This window comes from Streptomyces laurentii, from assembly GCF_040635425.1.
Lineage (GTDB): Bacteria > Actinomycetota > Actinomycetes > Streptomycetales > Streptomycetaceae > Streptomyces > Streptomyces laurentii.
The window spans coordinates 98,006-112,951 of the sequence record NZ_JBEYHT010000001.1 but is presented as its reverse complement, the minus strand read 5'-3'; the positions used below and the strand labels follow the sequence as shown (position 1 = coordinate 112,951).

At 73.2% G+C, this 14,946-nt stretch carries 14 protein-coding genes; 6 read left to right on the top strand and 8 right to left on the bottom strand.

Features of this window, described 5'->3' with window-relative positions; all coding sequences use genetic code 11:
- Positions 1-100 precede the first annotated feature (100 nt).
- The 3 genes from ABZ693_RS00520 (at position 101) to ABZ693_RS00510 (ending at position 3,969) form a co-directional block, all read left to right on the top strand.
- The gene (locus tag ABZ693_RS00520) at positions 101-2,482 is read left to right on the top strand and encodes a ribonucleoside-diphosphate reductase subunit alpha (RefSeq protein WP_359871728.1); all 2,382 of its coding nucleotides are present in this window, start codon (positions 101-103) and stop codon (positions 2,480-2,482) included.
- Positions 2,482-3,495 (top strand): ribonucleotide-diphosphate reductase subunit beta, encoded by a 1,014-nt coding sequence (locus ABZ693_RS00515; RefSeq protein ID WP_359871726.1) that lies wholly within the window; start codon positions 2,482-2,484, stop codon positions 3,493-3,495. The genes ABZ693_RS00520 and ABZ693_RS00515 overlap by 1 nt, the downstream gene beginning before the upstream one ends.
- A 63-nt stretch (positions 3,496-3,558) precedes the next feature.
- Entirely contained in the window at positions 3,559-3,969 is a 411-nt protein-coding gene (locus ABZ693_RS00510) for a ribosomal maturation YjgA family protein (RefSeq protein ID WP_359871724.1), read from the top strand.
- On the opposite strand, the gene def is transcribed toward ABZ693_RS00510, so the two are convergent.
- The 8 genes from def to ABZ693_RS00470 all read right to left on the bottom strand — a co-directional run bounded on the left by def (position 3,945) and on the right by ABZ693_RS00470 (position 11,756).
- Positions 3,945-4,565, bottom strand: coding sequence for a peptide deformylase (gene def / locus ABZ693_RS00505; RefSeq protein WP_381670277.1), 621 nt, complete (start codon positions 4,563-4,565; stop codon positions 3,945-3,947). The genes ABZ693_RS00510 and def overlap by 25 nt on opposite strands.
- A 108-nt stretch (positions 4,566-4,673) precedes the next feature.
- Complete coding sequence (locus ABZ693_RS00500; RefSeq protein ID WP_359871721.1) at positions 4,674-5,654, bottom strand: tetratricopeptide repeat protein; 981 nt, start codon at positions 5,652-5,654, stop codon at positions 4,674-4,676.
- Positions 5,655-5,733: 79 nt separating this feature from the next.
- Positions 5,734-7,215, bottom strand: a complete 1,482-nt coding sequence (locus ABZ693_RS00495) for an HD domain-containing protein (protein WP_435842308.1) — start codon at positions 7,213-7,215, stop codon at positions 5,734-5,736.
- Entirely contained in the window at positions 7,212-8,618 is a 1,407-nt protein-coding gene (locus tag ABZ693_RS00490) for an HD-GYP domain-containing protein (protein WP_359871719.1), read from the bottom strand. The genes ABZ693_RS00495 and ABZ693_RS00490 overlap by 4 nt, the downstream gene beginning before the upstream one ends.
- Before the next feature lie 278 nt (positions 8,619-8,896).
- Positions 8,897-9,214, bottom strand: a complete 318-nt coding sequence (gene rsrA / locus ABZ693_RS00485; RefSeq protein ID WP_359871718.1) for a mycothiol system anti-sigma-R factor — start codon at positions 9,212-9,214, stop codon at positions 8,897-8,899.
- Positions 9,211-9,867 (bottom strand): sigma-70 family RNA polymerase sigma factor, encoded by a 657-nt coding sequence (locus ABZ693_RS00480; RefSeq protein WP_359872114.1) that lies wholly within the window; start codon positions 9,865-9,867, stop codon positions 9,211-9,213. Before ABZ693_RS00480 ends, rsrA begins: the two co-directional genes overlap by 4 nt.
- 244 nt (positions 9,868-10,111) lie before the next feature.
- Positions 10,112-10,798, bottom strand: coding sequence for an alpha/beta hydrolase family protein (locus tag ABZ693_RS00475; RefSeq protein ID WP_435842307.1), 687 nt, complete (start codon positions 10,796-10,798; stop codon positions 10,112-10,114).
- 136 nt (positions 10,799-10,934) lie between these two features.
- Entirely contained in the window at positions 10,935-11,756 is an 822-nt protein-coding gene (locus tag ABZ693_RS00470) for an SOS response-associated peptidase (RefSeq protein ID WP_359871716.1), read from the bottom strand.
- 50 nt (positions 11,757-11,806) lie between these two features.
- Between ABZ693_RS00470 and ABZ693_RS00465 the strand changes: the two genes are divergently transcribed.
- From ABZ693_RS00465 to rsgA, 3 genes are all read left to right on the top strand, one after another.
- Entirely contained in the window at positions 11,807-12,505 is a 699-nt protein-coding gene (locus ABZ693_RS00465) for a M50 family metallopeptidase (protein WP_359871714.1), read from the top strand.
- Positions 12,506-12,593: 88 nt separating this feature from the next.
- On the top strand, positions 12,594-13,922 hold the full coding sequence (aroA, locus tag ABZ693_RS00460) for a 3-phosphoshikimate 1-carboxyvinyltransferase (RefSeq protein WP_359871712.1): 1,329 nt from the start codon (positions 12,594-12,596) through the stop codon (positions 13,920-13,922).
- A gap of 3 nt (positions 13,923-13,925) precedes the next feature.
- Positions 13,926-14,936, top strand: a complete 1,011-nt coding sequence (rsgA, locus tag ABZ693_RS00455) for a ribosome small subunit-dependent GTPase A (protein ID WP_359871710.1) — start codon at positions 13,926-13,928, stop codon at positions 14,934-14,936.
- The last annotated feature ends 10 nt before the right edge of the window (positions 14,937-14,946 follow it).

Below are 14,946 nucleotides of genomic sequence, written 5' to 3'. Positions count from 1 at the left end.
AGTGGGCCGGTGGACGCGGCGCGCCGTGCGTATCCTCCCGGCCCCCGCACGTCCCCGTTCCCCCGCCGTGGCCCCGAGCCGAGCGAGGGAGAGCCCCCCAGTGACCATCGCGCCCGCAGATCCGGCTTCGGCCCCATCATCCGCGGACCAGGCGGCCGAGACCGACGGCCCGGGAACCGCGCTGCTGCGGATCCTGACCGATCTCACCGCCGACCTCCCCGACACCGACCCCGGCCGGGTCGCCGCCGCCGCGCTGCGCGGCCGGCATCCCGGCTCGGACACGGCGGAGCTGCGCGAGCTCGCGACCGAGGCGGCCGCGGGGCTGATCGCCGAGGACCCGGCGTACTCCCGGCTCGCCGCCCGGCTGCTCACCCTGACCATCGCCGAGGAGGCGGCCGGGCAGGGCGCGGTCTCCTTCTCCGCCTCCGTCGCCACCGGTCACCGCGAGGGCCTGATCGCCGACCGCACCGCCGCGTTCGTCACCCGGCACGCGGCCCGGCTGGACCTGACCATCGACGCGGCCGCCGACGACCGCTTCGGCTACTTCGGCCTGCGCACCCTCTACTCCCGCTATCTGCTGCGCCACCCGATCACCCGCAAGGTCGTCGAGACGCCGCAGCACTTCATGCTGCGCGTCGCCGCCGGTCTCGCCGAGGACGACAGCGTGCGCGCCCTGGACGAGGTCGCGGCGCTGTACGGGCTGATGAGCCGGCTCGACTACCTGCCGTCCTCCCCCACCCTCTTCAACTCCGGCACCCGCCACCCGCAGATGTCGTCCTGCTACCTCCTCGACTCCCCGAAGGACGAGCTGGACTCCATCTACGACCGCTACCACCAGGTGGCGCGCCTGTCGAAGCACGCGGGCGGCATCGGCCTCGCGTACTCCCGGATCCGCGCCCGCGGTTCGCTGATCCGCGGCACCAACGGGCACTCCAACGGCATCGTCCCGTTCCTGAAGACGCTGGACGCCTCGGTCGCCGCGGTGAACCAGGGCGGCCGGCGCAAGGGCGCCGCCGCCGTCTACCTGGAGACCTGGCACGCGGACGTCGAGGAGTTCCTGGAGCTGCGCGACAACACGGGCGAGGACGCCCGGCGCACCCACAACCTGAACCTGGCGCACTGGATCCCGGACGAGTTCATGCGCCGGGTGAACGCGGACGCCGACTGGTCGCTGTTCTCGCCGGCCGACGTGCCCGAGCTGGTCGACCTGTACGGCGCGGAGTTCGACGCCGCCTACCGCGCGGCCGAGGCGGCGGGCCTGGCCCGCAAGACGCTGCCGGCCCGCGAGCTGTACGGCCGGATGATGCGCACCCTCGCGCAGACCGGCAACGGCTGGATGACGTTCAAGGACGCCGCCAACCGGACCGCGAACCAGACCGCCGAGCCCGGCGCGGTCGTCCACTCCTCGAACCTCTGCACCGAGATCATCGAGGTCACGGACGACGGCGAGACCGCGGTGTGCAACCTCGGCTCGGTCAACCTGGGCGCCTTCGTCGACACCGAGGCCGGCGAGCTGGACTGGGAGCGGCTCGACGCGACCGTCCGTACCGCCGTCACCTTCCTCGACCGGGTCGTCGACATCAACTTCTACCCGACCGAGCAGGCCGGCCGCTCCAACGCGACCTGGCGGCCGGTGGGTCTGGGCGCCATGGGCCTCCAGGACGTGTTCTTCCGGCTGCGGCTGCCGTTCGACTCGGCCGAGGCGCGGGCGCTTTCCACCCGGATCGCCGAGCGGATCATGCTCGCCGCGTACGAGGCGTCCGCCGACCTCGCCGAGCGCCACGGCCCGCTGCCGGCCTGGGACCGCACCCGTACGGCCCGCGGTGTCCTGCACCCGGACCACTACGACGTGGAGCTGACCTGGCCGGAGCGCTGGGCCGCGCTGCGCGCCCGGATCGCCGCCGTCGGCATGCGCAACAGCCTGCTGCTCGCCATCGCGCCGACCGCGACGATCGCCTCGATCGCCGGTGTCTACGAGTGCATCGAGCCGCAGGTCTCCAACCTGTTCAAGCGCGAGACCCTGTCCGGCGAGTTCCTCCAGGTCAACGCGTACCTGGTGGACGAGCTGAAGCGGCTGGGCGTGTGGGACGCCGAGACCCGGGAGGCGCTGCGCGAGTCGTCGGGCTCGGTGCAGGACTTCGCCTGGGTGCCGGCCGAGACGCGCGCGCTGTACCGGACGGCCTGGGAGATCCCGCAGCGCGGTCTGATCGACATGGCGGCGGCCCGCACCCCGTTCCTGGACCAGGCGCAGTCACTGAACCTGTTCATGGAGACGCCGACCATCGGCAAGCTGTCGTCGATGTACGCCTATGCCTGGAAGCAGGGTCTGAAGACCACGTACTACCTGCGGTCCCGGCCGGCCACCCGGATCGCCCGCGCCGCGCGCGCCACCACCCCCGTGCCCGCGCAGGCGCAGGCGCCCGACGCGGACGCCATCGCCTGCTCCCTTGAGAACCCCGAGTCCTGCGAGGCCTGCCAGTAATGTCCGACACCCAGAAGAACCTGCTCGACCCGGGCTTCGAACTGACCCTGCGTCCGATGCGCTACCCGGACTTCTACGAGCGCTACCGCGACGCCATCAAGAACACCTGGACCGTGGAGGAGGTCGACCTCCACTCCGACGTGTCCGACCTCGCCAAGCTGTCCCCGGGCGAGCAGCACATGATCGGCCGCCTCGTCGCCTTCTTCGCGACCGGCGACTCGATCGTGTCCAACAACCTCGTCCTGACGCTCTACAAGCACATCAACTCCCCGGAGGCGCGGCTCTACCTCTCGCGCCAGCTCTTCGAGGAGGCCGTGCACGTCCAGTTCTATCTGACGCTGCTCGACACCTACCTCCCCGATCCGGCGGAGCGCGCCGCCGCCTTCGCGGCCGTCGAGAACATCCCGTCGATCCGTGACAAGGCCCAGTTCTGTTTTAAATGGATGGATTCGGTCGAGAAGATCGACCGGCTGGAGACCCAGGCCGACCGCCGCCGTTTCCTGCTCAACCTGATCTGCTTCGCCGCCTGCATCGAGGGCCTGTTCTTCTACGGCGCGTTCGCGTACGTCTACTGGTTCCGCTCGCGCGGCCTGCTGCACGGTCTGGCCACCGGCACCAACTGGGTGTTCCGGGACGAGACGATGCACATGAGCTTCGCCTTCGAGGTCGTGGACACCGTCCGCAAGGAGGAGCCCGAGCTCTTCGACGACGAGCTCCAGGCGCAGGTCACCGCGATGCTGCGGGAGGCCGTCGAGGCGGAGCTCCAGTTCGGCCGCGACCTGTGCGGCGACGGTCTGCCGGGCATGAACACCGAGTCCATGCGCGAGTACCTGCAGTGCGTCGCCGACCAGCGGCTGGCCCGGCTCGGCTTCGCGCCGGTGTACGGCTCGGAGAACCCGTTCGCGTTCATGGAGCTGCAGGGCGTCCAGGAGCTGACCAACTTCTTCGAGCGCCGCCCGTCGGCGTACCAGGTCGCCGTCGAGGGTTCGGTGGACCTGGACGAGGACTTCTGATCCCGCTTCTCCGAGGGGCCGCTCCGCGACGGGGCGGCCCTTCCGCCACGTAGGGTGCCCGCCATGGGGATCTTCTTACGGACGCGGCTGCTGGCGTGCGCCGCCGCGCTGCTCACTGTCGCCGCCGGTCTGGGGATCAGGGCCGCGGGCTCGGGCGTCGTCGCCAAGTACGCGGGGGACGCGCTCTATACGGTGCTGATCCTGACCCTGGTGGTGCTGATCGCGCCCCGGGTGCGGCCGGTCACGGCGGCGGGCGTCGCCCTCGGCTTCTCGTGCGCCGTCGAGTTCTTCCAGCTGACGGACGTCCCGGCGGAGCTGGCCGCGCGCAGCACGCTCGCGCGCCTCGTCCTCGGTACGTCGTTCAACGCGCCGGACCTGTTCTGGTACACGTGCGGCGCGGCGGTCGGCTGGGCCGTCCACCGCGCCGTACGGACGCGAGGAAGCGCGGGTCAGTCGTTGGGGACGACCGGGTAGCGCGGGGTGCCCTCGGCCATCTGCCGCAGGGCGTCCTTGCGGTCGCGCTTGGAGAGCTTGTCGATGTACAGGAAGCCGTACAGGTGGTCCGTCTCGTGCTGGAGGCAGCGGGCGAAGTAGCCCGTGCCGCGCACCTTGATGGGGTTGCCGTGCAGGTCCTGGCCGGTCACCTCGGCGTAGTCCGGGCGGGCCAGCGAGGCGTACGCGGTCGGGACGGAGAGGCAGCCCTCGTTGGAGTCGTCCAGGATCCGGCGGTCGGCCGGCAGGTCGACGAGGACCGGGTTGATCATGTGGCCGACGTGCCGGACGCCCTCGTCGTCCATGCAGTCGTAGACGAAGACCTTGAGGTCGACGCCGATCTGGTTGGCGGCGAGGCCGACGCCCTCGGCGGTGCGCTGGCTGGTGAACATGTCGTCGATCAGCGTCGCCAGCTCGTCGCCGAACTCGGTGACGTCCTTGCACTCCCGGTGCAGCACGGGGTTGCCGACGACGGTGATGGGGCGCGAGGTGCCCCGCTCGCGGTGGGCGGCCTCGCGGGCGTCGGTGTCCTCGGTGTCGACGATGAAGCCCTCGTCGTCGACGGCGTACACGCCCATCGGTCCCTGCTCCTGCTCAGTGCCGTGCTGCGACATCTTGGCCGTACGCCCTCTTCCTCGAACCGGTACATCCCGTTGTAGATGCGGGGTACAGCCTACGGGGAGCGGTCAGCAGACTTCTTCCAGATCACGCCATTCCCGGCTGTCGGGGCTGTCCGCGACCCAGCCGTCCAGCAGTCCGCGGACCAGGCTCGGCGGGGCGGCGATCCCGCACTCGCGCTCGGGGACCCACAGCTCGCCGGGCGAGCGGTGGCCGAGCGGTCCGGGGTGGCCCGGCTCGCTGTGGTCGTGCGGGTCCAGGTGCTCGCCCTCGCCCTCGGCGCTGGGCATCGTCGACTCGGAGCAGGCGCGGCACAGCAGCCGCACGGAGGACGACCAGTCCTCGGCGGCGAAGCCGGCGTCGGCGGCCAGCTGCTCCAGGGCGTCCCGGTCGGCCTCGGTGGCGGCCTCCAGGAGGACCACCCAGGTGGGGACGGGTGAGGGGGCCCACAGCTCGATCTCGTCGAAGACCGGGTAGGCGGGGCCCGCGGTGGTGGTGCGCTCGCCGTTGGGCACGCCGTCGTGCAGCACGACCTCGCCCCAGCGCCGCCCGGACGACGGCAGCGGGATGGACAGCACCTCGATGCGGGCCGGGTCGAGCCGGCGTCCCCAGACGACCTCGGCCTCGCCCTCCGGGGAGAGCCGCACGGCCGCGCTGCCCAGCTCCATGCCGGCCGGTTCGCCGGTGCCGGCGGAGGCGCCGGGGACCTTGAGGCCGTACGCCTGCCAGGCGCGGCGGGCCAGCGGCCAGTCCTGCAGGGCGGTCGCGGCGATGCCCACGTTCCACCAGTCCGGGGCGCCGGACTCCTTGTCGAGCAGCGCGACGGCGCGCAGCCCCGCGGTGCGGGCCTGCTCCCAGTCGTGCCGGAACTTGTGCAGCAGGGCCAGGTTGAACCAGGACTCGGAGAGCCAGGGCTCCAGGTCCGCCGCACGCGTCAGCAGCGCGCCCGCGTCCTCGTACCGGCCGTCGCCGATCAGCGTGAACGCGCGGTCGGTGGCCTGCCGCCACGAGGCGGAGGGCCGATGCCGTACCTTCCCGAAGATCCTCACGATTCCCGCCTGCCGGTCGCTACACCCTCTTGTTCGCATCCAACCATGCCCGGTCGGACGCGCGCTCATTACCCGTGGGTTACCCCGGTGGGACGGGGGCGACGCCCCCGCGCGCACCGGCGGTCGCGGAGGGTGTCCCCCCACTTGTCTCCCCGGTGGTCACGGGGGTCGCGGGGGTTCCGGCGGGCTCGGGAATCGCCGGACCGGCGGGCCCGGCGGCGGTCGCGGGGCCCGGGGCCGGGCCCGCCGGCACGGTCGCGGGGCCACCGCGGGCGAGGACCCGGGCCAGCGCCTCGACCACGTCGGGGTGGTAGTCGCGGGCGGTGCCGCGCCGCAGCCGCTCCAAGGCGGCGGTCCCGCCGTCGTCGGCGGCCAGCTCGTCGTACGCGTTGACGGCCCGGACGATCCGGGCCGCGAGCGGCTGCTCCTCGTACGGGTCGGCCTGCCGCTCGACGACGACGGCGACCGCGGGCGGGACACCGGTCTGCCGGACCACGGCCCCGCCGAGCAGCGCGATCCGGCGCTGTTCGGCGGCGGGCAGCGGAGCGGTGGCGCCGCCGGGCACCGGGTCGACGAGTGAGAGCTGTCCGATGTCGTGCATGAGCGCCGCGTAGGCGAGCACCGTCAGCTCGGTGCCGGCCAGGCCCAGCTCCCGGCCCACGGCCCGGCCGAGCGCGGCGACCCGGTGGGCGTGGCCGGGGCGGGTGCAGCCGGCGACCTCGGTGGCGCGGGCGAGCGAGGCGATGGTCTCGCGGTTGGTGGTGCGCACCGCCGCGTACCTGCGGAAGGAGACCTGCGCGAGCAGCAGCGGTACGGCGAAGACGGGCAGCGCCCACAGGCCGACGGCGGCCACGCCGAGCGCCATGACCGCGCCGGTGGCGCAGACCGCGGAACCGATGCCGACCAGTCCGCGCAGTTCGTCACGGAACAGCGGGGCGAAGGGGACGGCGGGGACCGGGGGGCCGCCGGTGCCCCGGAAGGCGCCGCGCGGGACGGCACGGGCCCGGCGCAGCGCGGCGGCGAGGACGGCGTCGCACAGCGCGGTGAGCAGCAGCAGGAGGATCAGCACGAGGGCGTACGAGGGCCCCTGGCCGAGCCGGGCCGCGAGCGGGCTCTCGACGGCGAACGGCTGGAAGCAGAAGGCCGCGAAGCCGACGCTGAGGAGGCCCCGGGCCAGGTGGTCGAGTTCGGGGCCTCGGCCGCGCAGGACGTGCGGCAGGGCGCCGAGGACGGCGGCCACGCCGACGACGGCGGCGGTCTGGAGGACGCCGTGGTGGGTGGGGTGTCCGGCGTTCTCGCCGAGCATGGCGTACGCGAGGGAGCCGGCGGCGGTCGTCGGGGCGGGGTCGCGTTCGCGGGGCTCGGCGAGGACGGGCAGGGCCGCGGGGGCCGTACCGGCGCGGCGGGTGAGTTCGCCGAGGCCGATGAGGACGGCGAAGGCGAGGGCGGTGGCGGGGTCGTCGACGCCGTGCCACAGGGTGCTGCTCAGGCCGCCGAGGGTGAGCAGCACGGCGCCGGTGTGGACGGCGGCGACGATCAGGCGGCCGGTGCGGGGCCTCACGTCCGCTCCTGGAGGGGCGCGGCGCCGGGCACCGGATCACCGGGTTCGGACGAGGGGCCGGATACGGGTTCGGCAACGGGGTCGGAAAGGGACGGGGCCGGGGGGCGCGGGGCCGGGACGGCGGTCTCGTCGGCCGTCACCTCGGTCTGCCAGCCGTGCCGGGCGAGGGCGCGGACGAGCGCGGCGACCATGCGGGGGTCGAACTGGGTGCCGGCGCACCGCTCCAGCTCGGCGACGGCCGCCTCGACCGGGCGGGCGCGGCTGTAGGAGCGGGTGGAGGTCATGGCGTCGAAGGCGTCGGCGACGGCGACCACGCGCGCGTACTCGGGGATCTGCTCGCCCTTGAGGCCGTACGGATAGCCGGAGCCGTCCAGGTGCTCGTGGTGGTGCAGGATCGCGCTGCGGGCCTCGCCGAGGAAGCCGATGCCGCGGACCATCTCGTGGCCGTACTCGGGGTGCAGTTCGATGATCCGGCGCTCCTCGGGGGTGAGCGGTCCGTCCTTGCTGAGGACCCGGGTCGGCACGCCGAGCTTGCCGACGTCGTGGAGGACGCCGGCGAAGCGGACGACCTCCAGGCGGGGCTCCGGCATGCCGAGTTCCTCGGCGATGAGGACGGAGGCGCGGCCGACGCGTTCGCTGTGGCCTCGGGTGTAGCTGTCCTTGATGTCCACGGCCTGGACGAGGGCCCGGATGGTGGCCTGGTGGGCGGCCCGTTCGCGGTGGTACTGGGCGAAGGCCCAGCAGGAGACGGACACCGGCAAGAGGACGAAGAGCGCGGCGACCGGCCCGTAGCTGCTGCGCCAGAGCACGGCCATCATCAGGCCCGCCAGGGTGTGCACGGCGTGCGGGGCGAGGGACCGGCCGAGCAGTCCGCGCCAGGCGGCGTGCGGCGGGAGCTGGTCGACGGTGGCACGGATGCCGCCGTCGAGGACGGTGAGGGCCAGGGAGAACGCGAGCGCGGTGGCGCCGGCGGGCAGCAGGACGTACGGGAAGTCGGGCACGACGAGGCTGTTGCCGAGGCCGCCCGCGTCGTGGCACGGCAGGACCTGGCCGACGCGGGCGGCGGCCCAGACGGCGAGGACGAGCCGGGCGGCCCGCCAGACGCGGCGCAGGGTGACGGGCGGCGCGTCGACGGGGGCGAGCAGCGCGCCGGGCACGGCGGTGAGCGCGGCGGCGGACGGCGGGAGCAGCAGGGCCGCGGCGAGCAGGACCGGGAAGAAGGAGCCCGCGCCGGGGAAGGCGGGCCCGCGGGCCTCGCCGCCGTCGGACGCGCAGCGGCCCCAGGTGCAGCGGGCGGGCAGCTCGCACACCGCGTAGAGCGCGGCGAGCGGCAGCACGGTGGTCCAGGGGGTGACCGAGCCGGGGCGTAACGCGGGCAGGACGGCCGCGCCGGCGGCGAGCACGGCCCCACCGACATATCCGCGTGCGATGCGCGGAACACTCCTCCCGCGCGGAACGACCTTCTCGCCTATCACCCCCGCCACGCTAGCGAGTGGGGGTGGCGCGTCGTGGCGCGCCGGAGCCGATTCGCACCATCGGGTGACAGGGGCGGAAAGGGACGCGACAGGCCGGGCGAGATGCTCACCCGGCCTGCGGTTTTGTGGGCATATGCCCTTGTCTTACGAGGGGTTGGAGAACCCTTTTCGCTTGGCGCCCGGGACCCCGCGATCGGGGCCGGCGCTCAGTGCTCCTGCGGGGTCGGCTCGGCCGCCGCGGTGGCGACGTCCGCCTCGGGCACCTGGTGCCCGGAGCGGATCAGCTCGATCCGGCCCATGACCTTGGCGCGCAGGTCCACCGGTACGTCGTCACTGCCGCAGCAGCGCTTGACCAGCTTCTTCACGGCCTGCTCCAGCCCGTACTTCTCCAGGCAGGGAGAGCATTCCTCGAAGTGCACCTCGAACTTGGTGCAGTCGTTGTCCGGCATCTCGTGGTCGAGGAACTCGTAGAGATGGTCGAGGATCTCCGAACAGTCCGTCTCGTGCGGCTCTCCGCAGCTCATGAGGCCGAACCTTTCAGATCGTGCGACGACTCTCCGGCGCCCGCGGGTACCAGCCCGCGATCGCGCGCGTAGTCCTCGAGCATGCCGCGCAGCTGGCGGCGGCCCCGGTGCAGTCGGGACATCACCGTACCGATGGGTGTCCCCATGATGTCGGCGATCTCCTTGTACGCAAAGCCCTCGACATCGGCGAGGTAGACCGCGATGCGGAATTCCTCGGGAATCGCCTGGAGCGCGGACTTGACGTCGGAGTCCGGAAGGTGGTCGAGGGCCTGCGACTCGGCGGACCGCAGTCCGGTCGACATGTGCGACTCGGCGCGGGCGAGCTGCCAGTCCTCGATCTCCTCGGCGGCGGAGCGCTGGGGCTCGCGCTGCTTCTTCCGGTAGGAGTTGATGAAGGTGTTCGTGAGGATGCGGTAGAGCCACGCCTTGAGGTTGGTGCCCTCACGGAACTGGTGGAAGGAGCCGTACGCCTTCGCGTAGGTCTCCTGGACCAGGTCCTCCGCGTCCGCCGCGTTGCGCGTCATGCGCAGCGCGGCCGAGTACATCTGGTCGAGGTACTCGAGCGCGTCCCGCTCGAAGCGCGCGTTGCGCTCCGCGGTCGTCTCCTCGGGGCCGTCGTCCGTCCCTGTGTCGGTCCCAGTGACCGGACCCACCTCCTCCAGCGCCTCGGCGGATCCGAACGCGGACCCGCTCGCTTCGGAGGATAGACGAGGATCCACATCGCGCGCCGCCCGAACAGGGGCGGGACGCACCGCGGGCAGCACGGTCCAGTCGAGATCCGTGGCCTGCGGGCGCTCGCGGCAGATGGTCGAACCCATACGACGGTCTCCCTCTTGCTTTTCGCTCTCACACACCGATGTCCGTCACAACAGCCCGCCCGCCCCCGGCATTCCCGGGTCACCGCAAGGCGGCGATCCAGCCCGAGACGGCGCCGACGAGCGTCTCCAGGGCCTCCTCCTGACCGAGCGGAGCGCGCTTCGGAACGGCGAAGCCGTGATCGCCGTACGGCACCTCGGCGAGCGTGTACGGGCCCTCGGGGAACTCGGCGGGCTTGCCGAACGGGTCGTTGCCGCCCTGCACCACGAGAGCCGGGAGACCGGCTCCGAGAAGTTCGTCACCTCGGGACTTCTCCGGCTTGCCCGGCGGATGCAGCGGGAAGCTCAGCGCGAGGACGGCGCTCGCCCCCAGCTCGGCGCCGGTACGGCAGGCGACCCGGGCCCCGGCGCTGCGCCCGCCGGCGATCACCGGCAGGCCGGACGCGGCGAGCGCGGGCCACAGTCCGCGCCAGCCGGTGTCCAGGGTCTTCGGGGCGGGCGCCACCTTCTTGCCGGCCACCCGCCAGGGCTGCTCGACCAGCGCCACGGTCACGCCCTCGGCGGGCAGCGCGGCGGCGAGCGCCTGAAGGTCGCGGGCCTCGATGCCGCCGCCGGCGCCGTGGCTCACGGCGAGCACGGTCCACGGCTTCTTCGCGTCGATCCAGGTGATCCGGGCGTCCCCGGCATCGGTCGGCACGGTCTCGGTACGGGGTGCCGGGGCGGATGCGCGCGTCGGCCCGCTCCCGGTCTTGTCGTCGGTCTCGATCACCCGCTCATCCTGCCGCGACCGGGCGGGACGCGGCCGGAAGCACACCGTCGGCCTGTCATATGACGGCTGGTCCGTCGTCTGACAGGCCGGCCGTCACAGGACAGACCAGCCCTCGGAACAGCCATCGGAACAGCCGTCAGAACAGCGTGCCCACCTCCGGGCCGGACAGCTCCTTCAGCAGCTCCGGCCCGTTGTTGCGGACGTTGCTGACCGCAGTCCCGACCGGGAAGGCCCGCATCAGCCCCTCCGGCGGGGCCGCGAGCAGCGCCCGGACCTCCTCCGGTTCGGTGCACGCCGGGTCCAGCCAGGCGTCCCAGCGGTCCGGGGTCAGCATCAGCGGCATCCGGGGGTGGATCTCCGCGAGCGAGCCCGGCCCCTCGGCCGGGGCGACGGCGAGCGGTCCGGTCTCCGCCTCCGTGGTGACCACGGAGCAGGTCACCCACCAGGCCGCCGGGTGGTCGTCGGGCAGCGTCCGGTCCCGCCAGAACTCGTACAGTCCGGCCATCGCGAAGACGGAGCCGTCGGCCGGGGTCACGAAGTACGGCTGCTTCCGGGGCCGCTTGCGCTTGCCCTCGACCTCCAGCTCGCGCTCGCCGGCGCCGGTCACCCACTCGTAATACCCGTCGGCGGGCAGGATGCAGCGGCGGGTGGCGAAGGCCCGCTTGAAGGAGGGCTTCTCGTGCACGGTCTCCGCGCGCGCGTTGATCAGCCGGGCCGCGCCCTCGGGGCTCTTCGCCCAGGACGGCACGAGCCCCCACTTCAGCACCCGCATCTGCCGAACCGGCCGCCGCGACTCCGCGTCCTCGCCCTTGAGAGGACGTTCCAGGACCGCGTACACCTCCTTGGTGGGGGCCACGTTCCAGTCGGGGGCCAGGGTCTCCTCGGGGTCCCACTTCTCGACCCCGAAGGTGCCCACCAGGTCCTCGGGGCGTCTGCTCGCCGCATACCGTCCGCACATGAGTGCCACACTGCCACGGTCCCGCCTTCCACCGAGAGCCTTCTCCTGAGATGACCGATCGCCTGCCGTCCCTCCTCGGCACCCAGCCCGCGCCCGAGCAGTGGATCGTGATCGCCACGGCGGTCGCGGCCCTCGCCGTCGTCCTGCCCCGCCCGATATGGCGGCTGTCCCGCAACGCGATCACCATCGCGCACGAGGGCGGCCACGGCCTGACAGCCCTGGTGACCGGCCGCCGTCTGCAGTCGATCCGGCTGCACTCGGACACCAGCGGGCTCACCGTCTCGCGCGGCCGGCCCACCGGCCTCGGCATGATCCTCACGGCCGCCGCCGGCTACCCCGCCGCCCCGCTGCTCGGCCTCGGCGGCGCCGCGCTGCTCGGCGCGCACCACGTCACCCTGCTGCTGTGGGTGGCCACGGCCCTGCTGCTCGCGCTGCTCGTGATGGTGCGCAACGCGTACGGGATCCTCACCGTGCTGCTCACCGGCGGCCTGTTCCTCCTGGTGTCCTGGCTGACCGGCCCGGACGTGCAGTCCGTCTTCGCGTACGCGGTGGTCTGGTTCCTGCTGCTCGGCGGGGTCCGGCCGGCCTTCGAGCTCCAGTCGCAGCGGCGGCGCGAGGGCGGCGGCGACTCCGACGCCGACCAGCTCGGGCGGCTCACCCATGTGCCGCCGACGCTGTGGCTGCTCTTCTTCCACGCGGTCTCGCTCTGCTGCCTGATCGGCGGCGGGCGGTGGCTGCTCGGGTGGTAGCGGGACCCGTCACGGTCGGCCGCCGGGCGGGCACGGACCGTGGCGCTCGGCGTGCCGCCGGTGAGCGGTGCCCCCGTAGAGTGAGGGCATGACCGAAAGTTCCGCGTCCACCGATCCGCTCACCGGCCTGTGGCCCGCCCCGTACGCGGGCGGCGCCGTCGACGCCACCGTCACCGTGCCCGGGTCGAAGTCGGTCACCAACCGGGCCCTCGTGCTCGCCGCCCTGGCCGCCGAGCCGGGCTGGGTGCGCCGCCCGCTGCGCTCGCGCGACACCCTGCTGATGGCGGAGGCGCTGCGCACGCTCGGTGTGAGGATCGAGGAGGGCGTGGGCCCGGACGGCACCGGCGAGGCGTGGCGGATCATCCCGGCCGGGCTGCGCGGCCCGGCGACCGTGGACGTCGGCAACGCGGGTACGGTCATGCGCTTCCTGCCACCGGTCGCGGCGCTCGCCGACGGCCCGGTCCGTTTCGACGGCGACCCGCGCTCGCACGAGCGCCCGCTGCACGGGGTCATCGACGCGCTGCGCGCGCTGGGCGCCCGGATCGAGGACGACGGGCGCGGCGCGCTGCCGATGACCGTGCACGGTTCCGGCGGCCTGGACGGCGGGGTCGTGGAGATCGACGCCTCCTCGTCGTCGCAGTTCGTCAGCGCGCTGCTGCTGTCGGGCGCGCGCTTCAACCAGGGCGTGGAGGTACGGCACGTCGGCGGCCGGCTGCCGTCGATGCCGCACATCCGGATGACGGTGGACATGCTGCGGGCGGCCGGCGCCCGGGTCGACGAGCCGGAGCACGGCGGGGAGCCCGACGTGTGGCGGGTCGCCCCGTCCGCGCTGCGCGGCCGCGATCTGGTGGTGGAGCCGGACCTGTCGAACGCCCAGCCGTTCCTCGCGGCGGCGCTGGTCACCGGCGGCCGGGTCACCGTGCCGGACTGGCCGGCCCACACCACGCAGCCCGGTGACGCGCTGCGGGAGATCTTCACCGCGATGGGTGGCTCCTGCGAGCTGACCGAGGCCGGGCTGACCTTCACCGGCACCGGCCGGATCCACGGCGTCGACGTCGACCTCGGCGAGGTCGGCGAGCTGACGCCCGGCATCGCGGCCGTCGCCGCGCTCGCCGACTCCCCGTCGACCCTGCGCGGCGTGGCCCATCTGCGGCTGCACGAGACGGACCGGCTGGCGGCGCTCACCCGGGAGATCAACGGCCTCGGCGGCGACGTCACCGAGACCGAGGACGGCCTGCGCATCCGCCCGCGCCCGCTGCGCGGCGGGATCTTCCACACGTACCACGACCACCGGATGGCGACCGCGGGCGCGCTGCTCGGCCTGGCCGTGAAGGACGTGGAGATCGAGAACGTGAAGACGACCGAGAAGACCTTGCCCGACTTCCCCAGGATGTGGACCGAAATGCTCGGAGTCTGAGCCATGCGGCGTTACGGCAAGCACACCGACGCGGACGACATCCGCCAGCGGCCCAACCGCAAGGGCAGCCGCCCCCGTACGAACATCCGCCCGAAGCACGAGGACGCCGTCGAGGGCCTGGTCCTCACCGTCGACCGCGGCCGGCTGACCTGTCTGGTCGACGACCGGATCATCCTCGCCATGAAGGCCCGTGAACTGGGCCGCAAGGCCGCCGTGGTGGGCGACCGGGTCTCCCTGGTCGGCGATCTGTCCGGCGAGAAGGACACCCTGGCGCGGATCGTGCGCATCGGCGAGCGCAGCTCGGTGCTGCGCCGGACGGCCGACGACGACGATCCGTACGAGCGCGTGGTCGTCGCCAACGCCGACCAGCTGGCGATCGTGACCGCCCTGGCGGACCCCGAGCCGCGCCCGCGGCTGATCGACCGCTGTCTGGTGGCGGCTTACGACGGCGGGCTCGAACCCTTCCTGGTGCTGACGAAGTCGGACCTGGCGCCGCCGTCGGAGCTCCTGGAGCTGTACGGGGCCCTGGACATCCCCTACGTGGTCGTCAACCGCGACGAGCTGTACGACGGCGAGGCGGCGGACCGGGTGCGCACGTACCTGGACGGCCGGGTCACCGCGTTCGTGGGCCACTCGGGCGTGGGCAAGACGACGCTGGTGAACGCGCTGGTCCCGGAGGAGCGGCGGCGGATCACCGGCCATGTGAACGCGGTGACCGGCCGCGGCCGGCACACCACGACGTCGGCGCTCGCGCTGCCGCTGGACAAGGCCGAAGGCTGGGTGGTCGACACCCCGGGCGTCCGGTCCTTCGGGCTCGCGCACGTCGACCCGTCCCGGGTCATCCACGCCTTCCCCGACCTGGAGCCCGGCACCGAGGAGTGCCCGCGCGCGTGCAGCCACGACGAGCCGGACTGCGCGCTGGACGCCTGGGTCGCCGACGGGCACGCGGATCCGGCGCGGCTGTTCTCGCTGCGGCGGCTGCTCGCCACCCGGGAACGCCACGAGGGCGACTGATCCCCCTCCC

Coding starts and splice junctions, on each gene's coding strand:
- ABZ693_RS00465 (WP_359871714.1), top strand. CDS start 11,807: ATGACCGATCGCCTGCCGTCCCTCCTCGGCACCCAGCCCGCGCCCGAG.
- aroA (WP_359871712.1), top strand. CDS start 12,594: ATGACCGAAAGTTCCGCGTCCACCGATCCGCTCACCGGCCTGTGGCCC.
- ABZ693_RS00515 (WP_359871726.1), top strand. CDS start 2,482: ATGTCCGACACCCAGAAGAACCTGCTCGACCCGGGCTTCGAACTGACC.
- rsgA (WP_359871710.1), top strand. CDS start 13,926: ATGCGGCGTTACGGCAAGCACACCGACGCGGACGACATCCGCCAGCGG.
- rsrA (WP_359871718.1), bottom strand. CDS start 9,214: ATGAGCTGCGGAGAGCCGCACGAGACGGACTGTTCGGAGATCCTCGAC.
- ABZ693_RS00510 (WP_359871724.1), top strand. CDS start 3,559: ATGGGGATCTTCTTACGGACGCGGCTGCTGGCGTGCGCCGCCGCGCTG.
- def (WP_381670277.1), bottom strand. CDS start 4,565: ATGGGCGTGTACGCCGTCGACGACGAGGGCTTCATCGTCGACACCGAG.
- ABZ693_RS00470 (WP_359871716.1), bottom strand. CDS start 11,756: ATGTGCGGACGGTATGCGGCGAGCAGACGCCCCGAGGACCTGGTGGGC.